This window comes from Shouchella hunanensis (assembly GCF_028735875.1).
Lineage (GTDB): Bacteria > Bacillota > Bacilli > Bacillales > Bacillaceae_D > Shouchella > Shouchella hunanensis.
In genome coordinates this window covers 1563321-1582723 of record NZ_CP117834.1, presented here as the reverse complement: position 1 = coordinate 1582723, position 19403 = coordinate 1563321, and the positions used below count along the sequence as shown (strand labels likewise).

Sequence of the window (19403 nt, the reverse complement as noted above, 5' to 3'; positions counted from 1 at the left end):
TATCGTTTGTATTATCAATCCTACGCTCGTTTTAATTGAAAAATGCCTTGGTCTTTAAGGATACCAAAGCTTTGTTGCTATTAATGAATCACATTTTGAGTTTCGTGCAAAAGCGGATTTAATTGAAAAGCTTGGTAACAATCCTCGCAAATTGCCGCAATATGGACATCGCCTTCTTGAGTTACTCGAACGCTCTCTAACTGATCCACGGCACCTAATTTGCTTATCCCTAATTCCTCGAAAGTATATTGATTTTCCAGCGTTGCCATTTGTTTTTGACAGTACTTACAACCATAATGCACAGCCATTTTAATCACTCCTTGTAAACAGTTATTCTTGTTTACAGTATGATCAAAAGAATGAGACATTATCCTATCGGTTGTATACATTCATCACTTCAAGGAACGGCTTTGTCATCCATGCTTCAATTGATTGTGCCGTCTTTTTAATGGCATCCTCTAAAAGCGCTTTCTCATCACCTGCGGCACGGTTTAAGACGTATTTCACAACTGGTTCATTGTTAGTAGGACGTCCCACACCAATACGAACCCGGTTAAATTCTTGGGTTCCTAAATGATGAATAAGTGATTTAATTCCGTTATGACCACCTGCACTACCCTTTTGGCGTAAACGTATTTTTCCTGGCGGTATATCTAAATCATCATACAAGACAACAAGCTCTTCTAAGCTTACGTTGAAATAATCCATAAACGGCCGAACACACTCTCCAGAAAGGTTCATATACGTTAAAGGTTTTAGCAACATTACTTTCTCACCATTTACAATCGTTTCTCCATATAAGCCGTTGAATTTTTGCTTAGTAAGAGAAGAATCGAATTGTTCAGCTATGAGGTCAACACTGTCGAAACCTATATTATGTCTTGTGTTATCAAACTGTTTACCAGGATTTCCCAACCCCACAATTAACTTCATGCGTAACTCCTTTATTCAAACTTGACGAAAAAGGCATAACCCCAAAGGGTCATACCTTTCGTCACTTTATTTACTATTCAACACGACCCGGACGATCTTTGTCGTCATCCTCACGCTCTTCTGTTGCTTCTACACCTAGCGCAGTCGTACCATCTTCTTCTGTTTCATCTGGATCTTCTGTTACCGTTGGCGCTTGTACCGTTACAACCGCTTCGTCATCTTCATTCACGATGTCCACAGAAACAGTGGAACGCATCTCTGAAATTGATAGCGTATCTCCAACGTTTAAATTTGAAATGTCTACCGTAATGCTTTCCGGAATATCCGCCGGTAAACAATGTACAGTAATTTCATAAAGAAGATGGTTCACAATACCGCCTTCGCTTGCTCCTGGCGCTTCCCCTTCTAAATGAACAGGTACATTTGCATCACGTTTTTCTTTCATGTTTACTTCGAAGAAATCAATATGCGTGTAATGATTTTTCAAAGGGTCCACTTGAACTTCTTGCACCATTACGTGGTGCTTTTTACCGTTTTCTAATTCAAGATCAAATAAACCGTTTTGGCCTACTTCTCTCATTGTTTTTAAGAAAGCAACACTTTCTACTGAAACCGGCTGACTCTCAATTTTATTACCATATAGTACGCCTGGCACAAAACCATTTAGACGAATATTTCTTGTTTCTTGTCCTGTTAAGTCTTTACGATCACGAGCTTGTAATACTGTCATCTTTCTTTCACCTCATCTTAGTTTTACACGTCTGTTAATTGTGTTCCCTTAAAGGTCAGTTTTCAAACAGAATTCCTTGTTCTTTTTCGTAAGTTCTCTCTAGGGTGATAACAAAAATCAATCGAATAAGGTGGATACAGAAGCATCTTCATGTACGCGAATAATAGCCTCAGCCATCAACTCCGCTACAGACAACTCTGTAATGTTGGCACCTTTTTTCTCTTCATCCAAATCAATTGTATTCGTTACAACCAATTCTTTAATCTTAGAGTTGCGAATTCGATCTACTGCTGGACCAGATAGAACAGGGTGCGTACAGCAAGCATATACTTCTTTTGCTCCTTGTTCTACTAAAGCATTCGCCGCAAGTGTAATTGTTCCTGCTGTATCAATAATATCATCAATAATAATGGCTGTCTTTCCTTCAATATTACCAACAATATTCATTACTTCTGACACGTTTGGTCTTGGTCGACGTTTATCAATAATAGCAATTGGTGCTTTTAAGCGGTCGGCCATTTTACGAGCTCGTACCACTCCACCATGATCCGGTGAAACAACAACAATATCGTCAAGCCCTTTGCTGCTAAAATAATCAGATAAAATTGGTACACCCATTAACTGGTCAACTGGGATATCAAAGAAACCTTGAATTTGAGTTGCATGGAGGTCAATTGTTAAAACACGAGTTGCACCAGCCGTTTCAAGCAGATTAGCCACAAGTTTAGCTGTGATTGGTTCTCGCGCCCGTGCTTTTCGATCTTGTCTCGCATAGCCGTAATAAGGCATAACAATGTTGATCGTACGCGCTGAAGCTCGTTTTACTGCATCAATCATAATTAAGAGTTCCATTAAGTGTTCGTTCGCTGGAGCCGATGTTGATTGAATTAAGTATACATCACAGCCACGAATACTTTCTTCAATGTTAATTTGAACTTCACCATCACTAAAGCGCATGACAGAATTCTTTCCAAGAGAAACTCCAATATGTCGAGCGATTTCTTCAGCCAAAGCCTTGTTAGAATTAAGAGTAAAGACCTTTAAGCTTGGGTCGCTATAGTTTGCCATTTCTTGTGTTACCTCCAGTAAATGTTATTGATCTTTTTTTATATAATTTGTTTTATCTACTTGTCTAGCTCGTGCTATAGCCAGTGAGTAATCCGTTACATGATTTGTTATCGTTGAACCAGCTGCTACAAATGCATGCTTCCCAATCTCAACAGGTGCGACTAGGTTTGATCCTGAGCCAATAAACGCACCGTCATGCACGATTGTTTGATGCTTGTTTGTGCCATCGTAATTGACCGTCACGACCCCACATCCAATGTTAACATCTTTGCCAATATCCGCATCACCAATGTACGTTAGATGGGATACTTTACTACGGTCATTGATGCTTGCTTTCTTCAATTCCACAAAATTACCGACTTTAACCTCTTTACCGACAGTCGAATCAGGCCGTATATGAGCAAAAGGTCCAATAGTAGCACCTTCGTGTACATAACTATTATAAATATAAGAGGATCGAATGTGAACGCCTTTCTCAATGACAGAATGGTGAATTTCACTACCTGACTCTATGATGCAATCTTCACCAATGTTAGAGTTACCCTTTATACTAACGTTCGGAAATAGTGTCGTATCTTGTGCTAGTGTTGCATCAACGGATATATATGTCGTGTTCGGATCAATGAACGTAACCCCTTGTGTCATCCAATACATGTTAATTCGTGCTTGCATCGCTTTTTCGGCTTGCGCTAGGGCAACTCGATCATTTACACCAATGGTTTCTTCCATTGTTGGTGTAACATAGGCACACACTTTTTCCTCTTTTTTATTTAAGAGTCCAATTACGTCTGGTAAGTAGTATTCACCTTGTTTATTCTCATTTGTCACCATTTGTAATACGTCAAATAACGTATTGTTATCAAAACAGTAAATACCTGTATTAATCTCATTCACACGAAGCTCTTCGCTAGATGCATCTTTTTGTTCAACTATTTTATCGACTTCACCGTTTGAGCCACGAATAATTCGTCCATATCCATGTGGATTGTCGGCATATGCTGTTAAGATAGTTGCTTTTGCTGCTTCCTGTTCATGAAACGCAATCAGAGTCTTTAACGTTTCGGCTGTTATTAATGGCGTATCACCACACAGGACCACTGTTGTACCGTTCTTCCCTTTCAACAATGATTCTGCACACTGTACCGCATGCCCAGTACCAAGTTGCTCATTTTGCAGTACAAAGGAAGCGCCAGTTGGGATCGCTTCTTTTACTTGCTCCGCACCGTGACCAACAACAACTGCGATGTCATCAAAGCCGACCGCTTTCGCTTGATCTACAACGTGTTCGACCATTGGTTTTCCACAAACTGGGTGTAACACTTTATAAAGCTTTGACTTCATTCTTGTTCCTTGCCCAGCAGCAAGAACAATTGCATATCGTCCGCTCATATTCCCCTCCACACTCGTTCATGTTCATCATTAAAACTATACTTGAAACCACCACGTATTTCAATATCTCTGGACGTCTTTACATACTTGAAAAATATACAAAAAAACCAGCCTGCGTTTTGCACAGACTGGTTTAGCTTCAACCTATTGTTACGAAGCACCAGCTTCTTCATAATTGGTAGCGTCTTCATATTCTCCTACTCGCTCGTACTCGTCTATAACAGCCACTTGAATCTTTTCCCTAGTTTTAGAGGAGATTGGGTGTGCAATGTCTCTAAATTCTCCGTCAGGTGTTCTCTTGCTCGGCATTGCAACGAATAGGCCGTTGTTTCCATCGATTACACGAATATCGTGAACAACGAATTCATGGTCAATTGTTATAGATGCAATTGCCCGCATACGCCCTTCCGTTTGGACACGCCGTAACCTTACGTCAGTAATTTCCATGATGGTCACCTCTCTTATAGATTATCTGTATACTACATTCTAGAGAGGTTTCCTTTTTCCTTCAAACAATTGAAGTTTTTTTACGATTTTTCAAAAAATAATTACTTTCATCCTCGTTTCAGTACAACGTACCAAGAACCGTAATAAGAAACAAACGTTAAAACAACTTTAATCGCTTCATATAAACGTCATTCCTTTTACAAAAAAAAGCTAGCAAAACAGAGAAGCTTTCGTTTCGCTTAGCTTTTTCTTTTTTATACTAAAGCAATTACTTCAATTTCAATTAATACATCTTTCGGTAAACGAGCAACTTCAACACATGAACGGGCTGGTTTATGCTCCGAGAAGTATTCTCCATAAACCTCATTAATGCGTGGAAAATCATTCATATCTTTAATGAATACGGTTGCTTTAATTACCTTATCAAGAGAAGAGCCGGCTTCCTTTAAAACCGCTTTAAGGTTATGGAAAACTTGATGCGTTTGCTCTTCAACTGTTCCTTTTATAAGTTCGCCTTCCGCTGTTAGAGGAATTTGACCAGAGCTGTAGAACATATTGTTTACAATCATTCCTTGTGAGTAAGGTCCAATTGCTTGTGGTGCATTCGTCGTATGAACAATTTTCATTTTTTTGTCCCCTTTTAATGTAATCGATCTAATATATTCCCACTTAACAATTCAATCTGCTTTTCGCGAGCATCGACATTCGTTAGCTTCGTTAACGACACGTAATCATCGACCAACCGTTCAGACACCTCAGCCGCTTCAACTAGCACGCCGATCCCTACTAGATCTGCATCAAATTCTGCTAATAGATCAACCATTCCGCGAATAGTTCCACCAGCTTTCATAAAATCGTCCACAATGAATACTTTAGAACCAGCAGCTAAGCTTCGTCTTGCTAAAGTCATGGTTTGAATACGGTCTGATGAACCTGAAGCATAATTAATGCTCACCATCGATCCTTCCGTAATTCTATGATCACGCCGCACAATACTAACCGGTACTCCTAAGTGCTGACCTACTGCATATGCAAGTGGAATACCTTTTGTGGCAACCGTCATAACAGCATCAATCTCTTTATCATACAGCGCAGCCGCAAATAATCGACCGACTTCATGTAACAATTTAGGATTTCCTAATACATCCATCATGTACAGATACCCGCCAGGTAAAATACGTTCCGGCTTATTTAGATCAAGGACTAGTTGATGAACAAGCGTTTCTGCTTCTTCCTTATTCATTCTCGGCATATATTTCACACCGCCACTTGCCCCTGGGATCGTTAACAGCGCTCCATAGCCTTCATCTTCAAACATTTCTTTAATAATAACTAAATCCTCACTAATAGATGACTTCGCTGCTTGGTAACGCTCCGAAAAATGCGTTAATGAGATTACTTCATGTGGATGTTGGAGCAAAAAATACGTCATATCAACCAGACGTGAACTACGTTTTAATTTTTTCATAATCCCTCCGAGCCATAACCGAATTATATACTTATAAGATATCACTTTCATCCGGTTTTGGACAAGTATTGCTTGTACGAATTAATCGAACAGCGTGAACTTCTTCGCAAAAACCTCTTAATCCGTTATAAATTCGATTCACTCTTGATTCTGTTTTCACTAAACCAAAAACAGTTGGCCCACTTCCACTCATTAACACAGCATCTGCACCAAATCGTTTCATCTGGTCCTTTAAATGCTTTACTTCTGGATACAATTCGAGTGTCACATCTTCTAACGTATTATGAAGATGGGCGAAAATGCCGTCTGTATCTTGATTCTCAAGCGCTGTAAGCATCGCTTCAATATCCGCATGCTTAGCCCGATGAAGCTTTACATTACCGTAGATTTCCTTAGTTGAAACACCAATTGGTGGCTTAGCAAGGATGACCCATAACGGTGGTGGAGATGGAATGGATTCAATGATTTCACCTCTACCTGTGGCAAGCGCAGTTCCGCCATACACACAAAAAGAAACATCAGAGCCAATTTCAGCACCTAATTCAGCTAGTTGATCCAGCGTCAAACCAAGCTCCCATAGCTGATTTAACCCTTTCAACGTTGCTGCTGCATCGCTACTTCCGCCTGCAAGTCCTGCAGCTACAGGTATACGCTTTGTAATATAAATATGAACACCTGCTGATACCTTGTATTTCTTCTTTAACAAAGCGGCCGCTTGGTAAGCAAAGTTCCGTTCGTCATTTGGAACAAAACCCTCTGAAACATCCACCGTTATTTTTCCAGAGTCACAACTTGTTAAATCAATTCGGTCCGCTAAATCAACCATGGTCATAATCATTTTTACTTCATGATAACCATCGTTACGCTTTCTTAATACATCTAATGACAAATTAATCTTTGCCGGTGCCTTAATGGAAACCTTCACTTTCTCACCTTCTATACATGCATAATGCTGAGGTTATTTTATCACTTGTGAATCGAACATACCACCTTTTCTCCTGTTCGATGCATCATAAAAAAACACCCTTAGTGAAAAAAGGGTGATTTACTCGTTATTCTCATTATGTACAGGTGTCTTCGCTTCTTCCAACATATTGTTAATTTCGGTAATATATTCTTGTAAACTCATTTTCATCATCTCCAATTTAATAGGTTAGTAGTATTACTATTCCCAAATAGAGATTGTTTAAACAAAAAATCTACGATTCAGTGGGAATACCACTGAACCATAGACCACAGTAATTATTTTCGTGCATGAAGGTTTTGTTCAGCCAGCTCAATTGCTCGCTTTACCATGTTGCCGGCATCCTTTGCTTTAATGCCGCCCCAACCTTCTTTTTCTACAGTGTCATAAAAGCCAAGCTCTTTTGCAATTTCTTCCTTTAAGCGATCGGACATAACGCCTCGTCTTCTGCTCATGATAAAACCGCCCCTTTGCTTGATTATTAACTGCGTTTATAGTGTGCACAAATCCAAAAAAAAAAGACTTTCTTTTTTTTGGAAAGAAAGTCTCGTTTCTTAGATGAGCGTTGCGGGCTTACCGCTGTCACCTGGTAATAGTAATTGTACAGTTTCCGTTAAAACATCTGCATAACTATAAGAAACACGCTCAACAGAATTTTGATCTTCATCTAGCTTAACAATAAATACAGACGGATACGTCTCTTCAATCATACCTGACTGTTCAGACGATTTTTTACGTCCTCCATTTGCTTTAATTGTTATTTTCTTTCCAATGTTACTATCTAGTGCTCGCTTAATGTCAATTAACGTCTTTGCCATTTTCCACAACCACCTCACTATAGACATTATACCAAGGAATGGTTTGAAAGTCAAAATAAATAATTTTAACAACGTTCCATGCTTGTGTCAATGACTAATATTGTAATATGTTGTAGATAGTATATGTTTTTTGTCCAATTTTATTAGAAATTGACATCTTTTCATTAATTTTTTTTAAAAAATATACCCATTGATAATTTGGCATGCCTTTCATCAGTAAATAAATCCGTTAAAGCCGCGCATGGAAAAAGAATAACAATAGCGTAAGAAGATGACGGACATGCTTTCAAAAGAGCTTTGACGTTGCTCATAATCGAAGCGCCCGTCATTCATGTTGTTATTCCTCAAGTTCCTGCCGGTTCATCCAGTAGCTAAGAAGGATCTATTTCATCTTCGTATTCTTCTTTGTATGGTAATCCGAGTCTCATGCTACCTTTCGTTTCAATTCCACCAAGACCTTTTTGGCCGGTAATGGTATTTCGAATAATATCCCATAAATTAACCGTATCAGAAAATGATGTTCGACTTAATTTAGAAGCTATATATACAGGGTCTAAGGCGTGGATATTGACACGATCCGGTGAAGACGCAAAATTCGCTCCAGCTCGTATTAACGTTTCAAAATGAGACTGACACGCGCCGGCAAAGATTAGTAAACGATCGAGGTCTTTTGTATGATTACGGGCAATACGCACACATTCAGCGAAATACTTTGTGTGACGATAAGCCTTTAGGTCATTTCGATTTCCTTTTGCTTTTGAATACGCATCATGACCTGTGACCACTAAAATATCTGGTTGCACCATTTTTAATAAAGAAGCTAATTGGGACGGCATCTCTTTTTCCGCAAGATGAACACCGTAAACAGGAACTCCTAATTTATTGTAAATATCTGTACATCGATTTAAATAGTTCGCATCACCATCGAGGTGTAACACTCTTCCTCTTAACTCAAAGAAATGTGATGTTTCTTCATAACCAGCATGTGTTTGATAATCTTGTCTGCGTTTCATGAGCTTTGCGTCCTGACGAAATAAACGATAAGAGGCTTCTTCTTGCTCTTTCACTTTATTTTTATCCTCTTCTCGTTCCTTCAACGTCATCACTTTTAAATCATCCATTGGCGCATCGGCAAGTAAGCGCATTTCTTCCCCTACAAGGGTTACTACATCATTCGAAATGGTCAATACTCGAAATAAAAGATCACATTTATAAGAGAGACGACCAACTATATCACCCGTTTTCACTGTCATCACGTTGCCCCCTCTCGTCTAGCCTATGTGAGTATATAGGGGGCTGTGACTCGTTTTAACGGCTTTCGTCTAACAGTTGATCTAATTCATTACTTAAAGCAGCAAATTCTTCAATTGATAACGTTTCGCCTCTTCGCATCGGATCTATATTTGCTTGTTCCAACCCTTGCTGTGCCAATGCTTTTTTTTCTTTTCCCACTAAATTATGAACCAGGTTATTGATAATGGTTTTTCTGCGATTGGCGAAACAGGCATGAAACACTTTAAAGAACCATGCTTCATCCGTTACATGTACTAAAGGCTGATCTCGAATGGTTAGTTTTAACACAGCAGAATCTACGCGTGGTGCTGGTACAAAGACACTCGCAGGTACATGCAGACGTTTTTTTGCATCCGAGTAATATTGAGCGGCTATGGATAAGGCGCCGTATTCTTTTGTTGATGGGGCAGCTGCAATACGATCAGCCACCTCCGCTTGAATCATAACCGTAATGCTTTTAAGCGGTAAGCGATCCTCTAACAATTTCATCAAGATTGGTGTTGTCACATAGTAAGGCAAATTAGCAACGACATGCACATGTTCCGTGTCGTTAAACTTAGAAGCGATGATGTCAACAAGGTCGGCTTTTAATACATCTTGATGAATGACTTCCACATTTGGATAAGGGGACAGCGTATCTTCTAATATAGGAAGAAGCCGATCGTCAATTTCAAACGCGACGACTTTTTTTGCTTTTTTCGCCAATTGTTCTGTTAGTGCGCCGATACCTGGACCAATTTCAATGACACCGTCTTCTTCTGTAAACCCACTCGCTTCAACAATTCCGTTTAATATATTTAAATCAATTAAGAAATTTTGTCCTAAACTTTTTTTTAATTGAAAGCGATGCTTCGCTAATATTTCTTTCGTTCGAGCTGGTGTCGCAATGTCTTTTTTCACGTACGTAATTCCTCCGTTACCTCAATGTCCTTTAATGCTTGTGCAAACTCTTCTATCGTAATTTCAAAGGCATCCAGTCTTTTTTTTAATTGTTTTCCATTGGCATAGCCAATCGCTAGTCGTTCCCCTAACGCTTCCCTTTTCTTCTTTGCTCCGGCACCTGACAGCAAACCGGCCTTTATTAAATCGCTAACAGAAATAGCCGATTTATAATGATCTTTTCCTGTGGAACGCACATCTTCTAGTGCTTGACGAATTGCCTCATCACTTGCATGTTCCACACCTAAAGTCCGATTGTTTCTCATTGCTTTTGCTTTTGGGATAAATGCGTGTTTACTACCCGGGACACGTTCACTGACAATTCTTCTAATACGAGTACCAGGATAATCTGGATCGGTTAAGATAATGACGCCTCTTCTTTCATAGGCGAGTTCTATACGTTTTAATACGTCTTCACCAATCGCAGATCCATTTGTTTCAATCGTATCTGCATCAACCGCTCGCTTTATCGCAACTGTGTCTGATCGTCCTTCTACAACGATTATTTCTTTTATCTTCATTTTTTCCTCTTTCATGTATCACATATACTCCTTTTATTTTAGCTGTTTTATACCAAAAAAAAAAGAAGCGACTAGCGTTCGCTTCTTTTCATGGTTTAATCAAGGATGGTTACATTGACTGTCTTACGTCCGTAACTCATTGCTTCACTACTTGTCGGAACATGGAGATCAATTTTGTTTCCAGTAATTGCACCACCAGTATCCCCAGCAATCGCTTCTCCATAACCTTCTACATGAACTCTAGACCCTAATGGAATTACACTTGGATCAACCGCTACAACTTTCATATTGCGGTCACTTAAAAGATTAATGCCTGTTGCCGTAATCCCGCTACAGCCATTACATTCAGCTGAATAAGCCGTTGCTGTCATTTGAATCGTTTTTGCCTGATTCATTTCTTTTGGTTGACTAGGTTCTTTTGGTTTATTGGTTTCATTTGAAGAACTTGGCGTGCTCGTTTTTGTCGGCTGACTAACGGTAGCGTTAGCTGTTTTTGTTTCCGCAACAAACTGTTTCGCCTCTTCTTCTTTTGTTCCTACTGCAATAATTCGCTCTTTTGGCTCTGCTACCATTTTTGTATCAATTAACTTGCGATTAATTTCTTCGCCATTTTCATACGTAATCTCATAATGAAGCTCTTGTTTTCCGCGCTCGCCTTGTTCAACAACTCGCTCTACACCTGTTTTAAGTGTGTCGTCATTTTCACGAATTGTCTCGTACGCCGTTGACTCCTCAATGACATCGGTGACTTTTTCAACTCTAATTAGCTGTATGGATAAGCCTTCTTCAAGGATTTCATTAAGACTTGGTTCTACTCGGTCTTCTTCACCTAGTTCCACATTTGCTTCTTTCAAAAAGTCAGCGACAGTCGCTGATGCACTCCAGTATGTATCTTCCGTTCCATCATATGCAAAATGAAGCTCAACTGAAGGTTTATATGTAATAGTCAAACCGTCTTCAATAGCTGATTCACCATGAGGTACTAATTGGTCTTCTGAGCGATAATCATATCCTTGTTCCTGTATAAAATCATAGATGGTGTCCACCGTAGTCGGCACTTGAACTTGTTCATCGTTCACTTCTAAAGTGACCATATGCGCTTGCTTGTAAAGAATGTTCATGTCATCAGATAATTCTGTCTCAAGATGTGGTACGACCAGATCATGCTCGGTTACGTCTATGTCTAAACTAAGAAGTAGTTCTTCTATTGATTGTGCATGCGTTGTTATAACCGACTCTTCTCCGTTTACGTTAATAATAACGGATTTTTTGTTCCATTCGTATAAGCCAGTAAAAAATAAAATAAGAGCAATAAATAGGCCAACTACGAGAAACGTTTTTGTTTGTAATGGAAGTCGATTATTTGTTAAATCAACGTGTTTTGACAATTGGTCCATTTTCAGTCCCTCCTCAAGGACTGAATTATAAAGACCAACCTGTACACTGTCAACAGACGTTACATAAACGTAATATTTCAGTAATCTTTGACATTTTCCTGCATTATCACTGCATTATTTGTTTTCTATTGTTCATTTAATCCAAATAATTTCTTTGCATTTTCAGTTGTTTTTTGACACAATTCCTCAAATGACATTTCACGTATATCAGCGATATCCTCTGCTACTCGTTTCACATAAGCAGGCTCATTTCGCTTTCCACGGTACGGATGAGGCGCGAGAAACGGTGCATCTGTCTCCACTACTAATCGATTCAATGGAATTTGCTTAGCCACTTCTTTTGGCCGCTTTGCATTCTTAAACGTAACTGGTCCTCCTAAGCCAATATAAAAATTATTCTTTATACAACGTTCAGCAGTTTCAACACTTCCTCCGAAACAATGCATGACGCCACCCACTTCTTTTGCCTGCTCCTCTTCTAATAAATCCACAACGTCTTGATCCGCATCTCTATTATGAATGATAATCGGAAGCTTCACTTTTTTTGCCAGAGCGATTTGCTTTCGAAAAACGTCTTTTTGCACCTCTTTTGGCGATTTATCCCAATAATAATCCAAGCCCATTTCGCCGAGTGCGACTACTTTTGGATGCTTTGAGAGTTCTTCAATCCAACTTAAATGATCATCTGTCATATCAACTGCATCCACTGGGTGCCAGCCAATAGCCGCATATATATGATCATCTTTTTCAATTAGTTCCATTGCTCGATTAATGGTTTTCTCATCGAAACCGACTACAACCATTTCCTTAACGCCAGCTTCTCTTGCTCGCAAAATCGTTTCGTTTACGTCATCCTCAAACTGATCTGCATTTAAATGTACATGTGTATCAATCAACATGATTTTTCACCTCTCTGTACGCATTTTAAATAAAATGGATAAGCATTTCAAATTCGGGGTCTGTTTTAGAGAGCTTAAAACGCGTTTAACCCTTGTAAATCAGGGAATAATATCGCTTAGTGATGGAAGGAGTGTATATACATGTCAATAAAAGAAAACATACTCGTTTGCGTAAATTATGGACACAATGGAAAAAAGCTCATTACTCGAGGTGCTGGACTAGCTAAGCAGTTAAACGCCCCTTTAACTATACTTGTTTTTGATTCTTTACCTGATGAAGAATTTAAAAATGATAAAGAAGTGGATATGACATTATTTCGTGAATTAGCTGGTACATTTAACGCTACTCTTATTGTAGAAAAATCACATTATCACGATATTACAAAAGTCATTACAACGAAAGCAAAAGAATTGCACGCGTCGCAAATTGTAATTGGCCAGTTTATCGAAAGCATTTGGGCGAAGTTACTTGGTGGATCAATCGTGCACGAATTATTAGAAGAAGCCCCATTTGCTGATCTTCATGTCGTTCCGAAAGAGCGTGCTGAGGAAACAGAGGACTGGAATTTTGAACGCGGTGTTCATGCATACTTAGTAGAAGATGAAGAAGGCACCTTTGACCTTCATTTTGATGACTTAGACGGACAAACATATGAAGGTATTTTCTTCAAACATTTACAAACCGATTTTAATAGTGGAATCTTTGCCCTAAAAAAAGATGACCAACTTTTAGAGGTACGAGTTGATGATGGGAAAGTAGCTAGTTTAACCGACATCGATGATGAAGAAGTAGATCGTTGACACGGTTATGCAACCACCCTAAAAAAAGTGCTAACGACAGGTTAGCTGTTGTTTCCACAGCAGTTTCGTCGAAAGCACTTTTTTCTTTTTTCGCTCGTACTTTTCAAAACGGTAAATCAATCGATCCAGCAGTTATTATGACATTCTAGCTCGAACGTCTTGTGCATATGAAATGGATCCTTCATATCGTGTTAATACCCCTTCTTGTAACCAGTACGTAATAGGAAAATACTTATTCAGAAAATACCGATCGTGGGAGACCGTTATAACCGTTCCAACATATTGATCGATTGCTTCTTCTAACACTTCTCTCGATTCAATATCAAGGTGATTTGTAGGCTCATCTAAAAGCAGCACATTATGGGATTCTTCCATTAGTTGAGCCAACCGCAAACGCATTCGTTCTCCTCCACTTAAGTCCTCTGTTTTCTTATACACATCCGTACCATAAAATAAAAACTGTGCCAGCTTTGAACGAGCTGCTCCAATATCAATAGCGGCATATTCTCGATATGCTTCTAGAACTGTCTTTTCATTAACTAATTCAGGAATATGTTGTGACAAATAGCCTACCGAAACACTGGCTCCCTCCATAACATTCCCTTGTTGCGGAGAATATTTCCCGCGCAATAGTTCAAAAATTGTCGATTTCCCTGCCCCATTTGGTCCAGTAATGGCAATTCGCTCTTGGTGTCGCGCAAGAAAGTGAGCTTCTTTAAGAATAACGTTGTCACGATAAGCAAAGAAAACACCCTTAAATTGAAACACATCTCGACCACTGCGGTGGGATTCGGTAAAAGTCAGATCTACCTTCTTTCCATGAACAGGCTTTTGTATAAGTTGTATTCGATTCAATGCTTTTTCCATACTCTTTGCTTGTCTATGCATACCTGCATTAGGTGGATTTGCTTGGTTTGCCCATTCTTTTAAACGCTTGATTGTTTCTTTCATTTTTTTGATTTTCTTTTGCTGATTTTCATAATGCTGGAATGCTTTAAGCAATCGCTCTTCTCTCTGGTGGATAAAACTAGTGTAATTGCCCTTATAGTCATACACCGTACCTTGATCCATTTCCCATACTTTTGTTATCACTTGGTCCAGAAAAAAGCGGTCGTGAGATATGACGACAAGACTGCCATCATATTGGTTCAACCAATGAATTAACCAGTCTACAGCAAGAAGATCTAAATGATTAGTGGGTTCGTCAAGAATAATAAGGTCAGGCTTCTTTACGATCAAGCAAGCAAGTTCTACTTTTGATCGTTCTCCACCACTTAACCATTCCCATTGTTGATCCAAGTACTGTTGCAACCCTAGACCTGTAAGCACTTTACGTATAGTAGATTGGTAGTCATATCCACCATTATTGCTATACCGTTCTTGTAATTCCGCGTATTCGTTTAGCAACTGGGATAGCACTTTCTGACTTAGCGGCTTACTCAAGTTCACTTCAATACCTTTCAACTTTTTTTCTAATTCCTTTAATGAAGAAAAAGGAAGTTCTAACACATCCTTTACAGAAAGCCCCTTATAGTCAGGCGTCTGATTTAACAACGCTTTTGTTAATCCCTTGCGCCAACCCACTTCACCAGCAGAAGGCTTTTCTATACCAGCTATCAACTTAGCTAGTGTAGACTTTCCCTCTCCGTTCCTACCAACTAATCCAACGCGCTCCCCTGCATTTAATTGAAGGGATACTTGCTCAAAAATTTGATTCCCTGCATAATTTTGACCCATATTCTTGCCGTAAAAATCAATCATTTGCTTCTCCTTTTGTCAAGAAAGAAACAAAACACGAAAAAAGCAGCGAAAGATCGCTGCTGCATGTGTTACCGTATGCGAGTAGACAGACGTGTTTCTTTCTAATGGTTTATTTTCCTATACAGTTGTTTAAAAACGGACAGACTAATCCAATTTTTAACTACTGCTGAAAAAATCGCCTGACACATCCATAAATACGCTAATCGTTTTGCCTGGCTACCATTAAAAGAATCCAATCTACTCACCTCCTACTTCATTCATTTTTACATTACCTGAAAAATTAAAAAATGTAAAGTTAGTTACTAACCACTTGATTAGCTAAGAGAATGCTCTGTAAATGAACAGGTCCGTCTCTACCTAAACGTTATTGTACATTCGGCTTGCTCTGCTTGCAGTAAATAATGATGTTTTTCCAAGCGCTTCACCATTACTCCAGAACCGACTTGAACAACTTGTTTTGTCTGTAAAAAAATCACAAAACCTTTACGACTCCCTTTAAATGTCATCGAAGTTTTCTGATACCACTTTACCTCTGCTGTAGCGTATAGTATTTTCACAGAACCATAAGAAACATTAAGCGGCAGTAGCAAACCTGCCCGTGCATCAAGATGGACATTCACGCGATTAAATAACATTTGTTTATGTTCATAAATGGCAAAAGACTTCTCAAGCCCATCTAAGTTGAGCACATGAATAAAGCGTTGTCCCTTTTCATCTCTTGTGGATGTCATAAAAAGACCGTGATGCTTGTAATCGTGAGAAAGGGTTGGCTGTACACCTACGGATGTTAGCAATTTTTGAAACAAGTCAATGTCACAACGATACGCATTTCCTATCACCATTAGCGTTCCTTGACCTACTTGTTCTTTAAATGATGTGAGCTCATCTGTACCGTATAACTGAAAGATCGGCTCTGCATCTTGACTCGAAAAGACTTGTGCAACGTGTGTGCGCACTTCAGGTCTTGGAGAAGCTAGCCCCCTTGCCACTACAGACAAAAACTGCTTTTCAGTTGCATGCCTCGTCTTAACAACCTCCACATTAGCCGCTTCAAGCAAGAGTTGGCATTTGTTCCCTTCCATATCATACGTGGGTGCTTCTCCGTACAATAAAACCGTGCCCCCGTTTTTCATATACGTTACGAGCTTTTTCTGAATCGACCGACTCATGTACGATGCCGAAGGGAGCACAATTGCTTTTTGTTCAGAAGGATCCAGTTCCTTGTTTTGAACATCATGGCCTGTAAACCGATAGTTAGCGAGCAAGAGCGCTCTGCCCATAATCTCCCATGCACCATGAGCGCGGTAAGTTTCAAGATTTTGGTACAACATTTTCATCCTGTGACTCTTTGGGTAGCGATATTCTGTCATAAAATAATCAGGAATAAAGCCGAACACGAGTGAATCTCGCTCTTCCTCCATCGCGGCAAGCTGTTCCTTCTGTGCCATTACGGTTTGAATGGATTCTGCCATACGTGGATATGTATAATTTTCGTAGCCTTCAGGGTCAATTGGCGCAGCAAATCCATGCCGTTCCCCTGTCGCAGCGATACGATCATTTCCATCTCCGTGCACTTGATTAAACCGATAATTTTGACCACCAGCAAATAAATAATAGTTTAGTAACCGATTCCCTTGCGCTATACACATTCTTGCTTTTAAATCAGCTGCTGAAGGGTCATAACGCCCTCCATAATTCTCACCAAAGTTACCATCTCCACAATTAAATTCAATAGATGAGAGGGGTTGTTCCGGTCTATGAACCGCATCCATCATTCCGTTTATAAGATACAAATCTTGGAATGTTTCCATCGTTAAATCCCCAAAATAGATATCAGAACCCGACAAGTACCCAGGTGCTTGGGTATAACTTTCATAAAGTTGGCTAATGCCAATTGGAAACGTAAAGCCACGCCCACCACCAGTTCCATGAATGTTAACAATAAATGGGATAGCATGTACACCAAACATCTCCGCATAACCTCGTAAACACTTAATATACAATGCAAATCGTTGTCGCATAAAATAGCCAAGGTCCAAATGAAGCATAGCGGTATACGATTCATCTGGAGAACGAATCGCTTCAGCGGTTAGCGGAATCGGATAACGATCCTCGCTTTCGCTATACGTTTCCCTTAACCAGCTCAGAAATGACGCAATAACATGGTCTGTTAAATCTGGTGTGTTGCTAACCCAATCAAGCATCCCCACTTCATTATCAAGTTGAACAGCAATAATAGGCCCACCGTTTTCATGTAACATGGGTACAATTGCTGTCATGACCTCTTTATACCATCCCTTCGCTTCATTTAAAAAATCAGGGTGCGTATAATCAACAGTTGGCGTTGAACCTGCTCTTCCATCCCAGCCAATTGGTACAATATGAGGATGCTTTTCGTAAATCCAGTAAGGTATTCCTTCATTCTTCATTTCTGCCATAATGAACGGACCTGGCTTCACAATGAAATAGAGATCATTTTCGTGACAGAGGTTGATATAACTAATCAAATCTAATTCCGACCTTGTCTCCCCTGTTAAATCGATTTCTCCTTCCACTGACTCATGACAAATCCATGGAACATATGTAGCTACAGCATTACACCCTGCTGCTTTTAATTTGTTTATTCGATCCTGCCATTCCGTTTTTTCGAGCCGAAAATAATGAATTTCACCACATAGAATCAATTGGGGCTTGCCATCGATATAAATCTTTTTTTCTTTTATTTCGATCATGGGAACATCCCCTCTTAAACTTCTTGTAATGTTCTAAACCCCAATAGCTTTTGTGCTCTCTGTATAATGGCATTGTTCATATAAAGATCCCATATTAAGCCACTACGTTCATTCTCAATCATTAACAATGTAATGCCTTTATCAATCCCAATGACGCGTTCTGAATACCACGGCGAATCCATATCTAAATTAAAAGCATCTAAAAACCCATATTTGCTCCACAATTGAGGATGATTGCGATAAAAATGTTCTAAAGCATCTTTCGATTGTTCAGGTGTAAAGACAATAGAACCAGCAGCCGCACATGGAGCTACTGTACCATCATTTTTTACATCAACATGTGGATGATACGGTGGTGTGCCGTGCCCATGATAACCATTTGGCCCTTCACTAGCTGTTAGCCCCCAAGAATGCTCTGACCACGTTTGAAAAGAGTCTTGATGATCAATGGCGTGTTGTCTACTAGCAAGAGTCGCTTTAATCGAATTGTCAAACCAATCAATTCCATCTTTATCAACGACTCCTTTAAATTGGAACCATGCATGTGAAAACTGGTGTGTAAATAGTTGCCCTCCTGGTGAGTGATAAAACGTGTAGTCCCCGTATGTACCTACTTGACGTTCAAATCCGTCATAAATCTTCACTGGGACTGGGTATGAAGGTGACGCGGTTCCAAGCATATATTGCATCATTTGCTCCGCGTACATATCCCACTGACCAAATCCACCTGTTTTTTCATCAAATCCCATATAGAATTGATTTGTTTCTTTGTTGTAATACGTTTGCCAATTTATCCGCTCATAGATTTGCTCGACTAACTTAGCAATATCTCCACCGAAATATTCAGCTGACGTAATGGCACCGTTTATAAAAAGAGATGTATCAATAATAGACGCACAATCATGGTATTCTTTGTAGCGTTTAGCTGTTCTCATATCAAGAAAATGATAGAAAAAACCATCGATATGCTCCACTCGATGCAGAAATGTCTCTAATGTCCCTTTCGTTCGATTATATCCTTCTTCTTTCGTAATCCATTCTCGCTCAACTCCAATAACGATTGCAGACAAACCAAATCCTACCGATGCAATACTGGCAACATGAACAGCGTCGTCACCTGTTTTATCCCGTATTAACCCAAAACCAGGACTAGATGAATCTGTATTGGCCTCCTGCCAAAAAAATAAAAAACTTCTATACGCTTCTTCTTGAATAATGTCTTCTCTAGTCAAAGTAAATCTCT

General features: G+C 39.4%; 21 protein-coding genes. 1 reads left to right on the top strand and 20 read right to left on the bottom strand.

Annotation, left to right across the window (positions count from 1 at the left end; translation table 11 throughout):
* Window positions 1–80: 80 nt before the first annotated feature.
* The 16 genes from PQ477_RS08025 to PQ477_RS07950 all read right to left on the bottom strand — a co-directional run bounded on the left by PQ477_RS08025 (window position 81) and on the right by PQ477_RS07950 (window position 12866).
* Complete coding sequence (locus PQ477_RS08025) at window positions 81–308, bottom strand: anti-sigma-F factor Fin (RefSeq protein WP_035395113.1); 228 nt, start codon at window positions 306–308, stop codon at window positions 81–83.
* A 64-nt stretch (window positions 309–372) separates the two neighbouring features.
* Window positions 373–933: an aminoacyl-tRNA hydrolase gene (pth, locus tag PQ477_RS08020; RefSeq protein WP_035395112.1), complete on the bottom strand. Its 561-nt coding sequence runs from the start codon at window positions 931–933 to the stop codon at window positions 373–375.
* A 73-nt stretch (window positions 934–1006) separates the two neighbouring features.
* Entirely contained in the window at window positions 1007–1663 is a 657-nt protein-coding gene (locus tag PQ477_RS08015; RefSeq protein WP_035395111.1) for a 50S ribosomal protein L25/general stress protein Ctc, read from the bottom strand.
* 117 nt (window positions 1664–1780) lie between these two features.
* On the bottom strand, window positions 1781–2731 hold the full coding sequence (locus PQ477_RS08010) for a ribose-phosphate diphosphokinase (protein WP_035395109.1): 951 nt from the start codon (window positions 2729–2731) through the stop codon (window positions 1781–1783).
* 24 nt (window positions 2732–2755) lie between these two features.
* Window positions 2756–4120, bottom strand: coding sequence for a bifunctional UDP-N-acetylglucosamine diphosphorylase/glucosamine-1-phosphate N-acetyltransferase GlmU (gene glmU, locus PQ477_RS08005; RefSeq protein WP_060705862.1), 1365 nt, complete (start codon window positions 4118–4120; stop codon window positions 2756–2758).
* A 150-nt stretch (window positions 4121–4270) separates the two neighbouring features.
* Window positions 4271–4567, bottom strand: coding sequence for a septation regulator SpoVG (gene spoVG, locus PQ477_RS08000; RefSeq protein WP_035395108.1), 297 nt, complete (start codon window positions 4565–4567; stop codon window positions 4271–4273).
* A 254-nt stretch (window positions 4568–4821) separates the two neighbouring features.
* Window positions 4822–5193, bottom strand: coding sequence for a RidA family protein (locus tag PQ477_RS07995; protein ID WP_035395107.1), 372 nt, complete (start codon window positions 5191–5193; stop codon window positions 4822–4824).
* Between the two features lie 14 nt (window positions 5194–5207).
* Window positions 5208–6035 (bottom strand): pur operon repressor, encoded by an 828-nt coding sequence (gene purR, locus PQ477_RS07990; protein WP_035395106.1) that lies wholly within the window; start codon window positions 6033–6035, stop codon window positions 5208–5210.
* Window positions 6036–6066: 31 nt separating this feature from the next.
* Window positions 6067–6960, bottom strand: a complete 894-nt coding sequence (gene ispE / locus PQ477_RS07985) for a 4-(cytidine 5'-diphospho)-2-C-methyl-D-erythritol kinase (protein WP_274273331.1) — start codon at window positions 6958–6960, stop codon at window positions 6067–6069.
* A 317-nt stretch (window positions 6961–7277) separates the two neighbouring features.
* Window positions 7278–7454: a small, acid-soluble spore protein, alpha/beta type gene (locus PQ477_RS07980; protein WP_035395104.1), complete on the bottom strand. Its 177-nt coding sequence runs from the start codon at window positions 7452–7454 to the stop codon at window positions 7278–7280.
* 99 nt (window positions 7455–7553) lie between these two features.
* Window positions 7554–7817: a biofilm formation stimulator Veg gene (veg, locus tag PQ477_RS07975; protein ID WP_035395103.1), complete on the bottom strand. Its 264-nt coding sequence runs from the start codon at window positions 7815–7817 to the stop codon at window positions 7554–7556.
* A gap of 371 nt (window positions 7818–8188) precedes the next feature.
* On the bottom strand, window positions 8189–9070 hold the full coding sequence (gene yabG / locus PQ477_RS07970) for a sporulation peptidase YabG (RefSeq protein ID WP_035395102.1): 882 nt from the start codon (window positions 9068–9070) through the stop codon (window positions 8189–8191).
* Window positions 9071–9125: 55 nt separating this feature from the next.
* Window positions 9126–10010: a 16S rRNA (adenine(1518)-N(6)/adenine(1519)-N(6))-dimethyltransferase RsmA gene (gene rsmA, locus PQ477_RS07965; RefSeq protein ID WP_035395100.1), complete on the bottom strand. Its 885-nt coding sequence runs from the start codon at window positions 10008–10010 to the stop codon at window positions 9126–9128.
* Window positions 10007–10570, bottom strand: coding sequence for a ribonuclease M5 (gene rnmV, locus PQ477_RS07960; RefSeq protein WP_035395140.1), 564 nt, complete (start codon window positions 10568–10570; stop codon window positions 10007–10009). Before rnmV ends, rsmA begins: the two co-directional genes overlap by 4 nt.
* Before the next feature lie 95 nt (window positions 10571–10665).
* Window positions 10666–11967 carry a resuscitation-promoting factor gene (locus tag PQ477_RS07955; protein WP_081762139.1) on the bottom strand — a complete coding sequence of 434 codons (1302 nt, stop codon included), beginning with the start codon at window positions 11965–11967 and terminating at the stop codon, window positions 10666–10668.
* Window positions 11968–12092: 125 nt separating this feature from the next.
* Window positions 12093–12866 (bottom strand): TatD family hydrolase, encoded by a 774-nt coding sequence (locus PQ477_RS07950; RefSeq protein ID WP_035395096.1) that lies wholly within the window; start codon window positions 12864–12866, stop codon window positions 12093–12095.
* 141 nt (window positions 12867–13007) lie between these two features.
* Between PQ477_RS07950 and PQ477_RS07945 the strand changes: the two genes are divergently transcribed.
* Entirely contained in the window at window positions 13008–13667 is a 660-nt protein-coding gene (locus PQ477_RS07945; protein WP_274273330.1) for a universal stress protein, read from the top strand.
* A gap of 135 nt (window positions 13668–13802) precedes the next feature.
* Here PQ477_RS07945 and abc-f read toward each other — a convergent pair whose 3' ends face one another.
* The 4 genes from abc-f to PQ477_RS07930 all read right to left on the bottom strand — a co-directional run bounded on the left by abc-f (window position 13803) and on the right by PQ477_RS07930 (window position 19392).
* A complete protein-coding gene (gene abc-f / locus PQ477_RS07940; protein WP_274273329.1) occupies window positions 13803–15428 on the bottom strand; it encodes a ribosomal protection-like ABC-F family protein in 1626 nt (541 codons plus the stop codon).
* A 101-nt stretch (window positions 15429–15529) separates the two neighbouring features.
* Window positions 15530–15673 carry an RAxF-45 family protein gene (locus PQ477_RS20900; RefSeq protein WP_367614622.1) on the bottom strand — a complete coding sequence of 48 codons (144 nt, stop codon included), beginning with the start codon at window positions 15671–15673 and terminating at the stop codon, window positions 15530–15532.
* 108 nt (window positions 15674–15781) lie between these two features.
* A complete protein-coding gene (locus PQ477_RS07935; protein WP_274273328.1) occupies window positions 15782–18160 on the bottom strand; it encodes a beta-galactosidase in 2379 nt (792 codons plus the stop codon).
* A 14-nt stretch (window positions 18161–18174) separates the two neighbouring features.
* A complete protein-coding gene (locus PQ477_RS07930; RefSeq protein WP_144557389.1) occupies window positions 18175–19392 on the bottom strand; it encodes a glucoamylase family protein in 1218 nt (405 codons plus the stop codon).
* Between the last annotated feature and the right edge of the window lie 11 nt (window positions 19393–19403).

What these genes read in the sequence shown, in the direction of transcription:
- PQ477_RS08025 (WP_035395113.1), bottom strand. Translation starts at nt 308, where the DNA reads ATGGCTGTGCATTATGGTTGTAAGTACTGTCAAAAACAAATGGCAACG.
- pth (WP_035395112.1), bottom strand. Translation starts at nt 933, where the DNA reads ATGAAGTTAATTGTGGGGTTGGGAAATCCTGGTAAACAGTTTGATAAC.
- PQ477_RS08015 (WP_035395111.1), bottom strand. Translation starts at nt 1,663, where the DNA reads ATGACAGTATTACAAGCTCGTGATCGTAAAGACTTAACAGGACAAGAA.
- PQ477_RS08010 (WP_035395109.1), bottom strand. Translation starts at nt 2,731, where the DNA reads ATGGCAAACTATAGCGACCCAAGCTTAAAGGTCTTTACTCTTAATTCT.
- glmU (WP_060705862.1), bottom strand. Translation starts at nt 4,120, where the DNA reads ATGAGCGGACGATATGCAATTGTTCTTGCTGCTGGGCAAGGAACAAGA.
- spoVG (WP_035395108.1), bottom strand. Translation starts at nt 4,567, where the DNA reads ATGGAAATTACTGACGTAAGGTTACGGCGTGTCCAAACGGAAGGGCGT.
- PQ477_RS07995 (WP_035395107.1), bottom strand. Translation starts at nt 5,193, where the DNA reads ATGAAAATTGTTCATACGACGAATGCACCACAAGCAATTGGACCTTAC.
- purR (WP_035395106.1), bottom strand. Translation starts at nt 6,035, where the DNA reads ATGAAAAAATTAAAACGTAGTTCACGTCTGGTTGATATGACGTATTTT.
- PQ477_RS07980 (WP_035395104.1), bottom strand. Translation starts at nt 7,454, where the DNA reads ATGAGCAGAAGACGAGGCGTTATGTCCGATCGCTTAAAGGAAGAAATT.
- veg (WP_035395103.1), bottom strand. Translation starts at nt 7,817, where the DNA reads ATGGCAAAGACGTTAATTGACATTAAGCGAGCACTAGATAGTAACATT.
- yabG (WP_035395102.1), bottom strand. Translation starts at nt 9,070, where the DNA reads ATGACAGTGAAAACGGGTGATATAGTTGGTCGTCTCTCTTATAAATGT.
- rnmV (WP_035395140.1), bottom strand. Translation starts at nt 10,570, where the DNA reads ATGAAGATAAAAGAAATAATCGTTGTAGAAGGACGATCAGACACAGTT.
- PQ477_RS07955 (WP_081762139.1), bottom strand. Translation starts at nt 11,967, where the DNA reads ATGGACCAATTGTCAAAACACGTTGATTTAACAAATAATCGACTTCCA.
- PQ477_RS07950 (WP_035395096.1), bottom strand. Translation starts at nt 12,866, where the DNA reads ATGTTGATTGATACACATGTACATTTAAATGCAGATCAGTTTGAGGAT.
- PQ477_RS07945 (WP_274273330.1), top strand. Translation starts at nt 13,008, where the DNA reads ATGTCAATAAAAGAAAACATACTCGTTTGCGTAAATTATGGACACAAT.
- abc-f (WP_274273329.1), bottom strand. Translation starts at nt 15,428, where the DNA reads ATGATTGATTTTTACGGCAAGAATATGGGTCAAAATTATGCAGGGAAT.
- PQ477_RS07935 (WP_274273328.1), bottom strand. Translation starts at nt 18,160, where the DNA reads ATGATCGAAATAAAAGAAAAAAAGATTTATATCGATGGCAAGCCCCAA.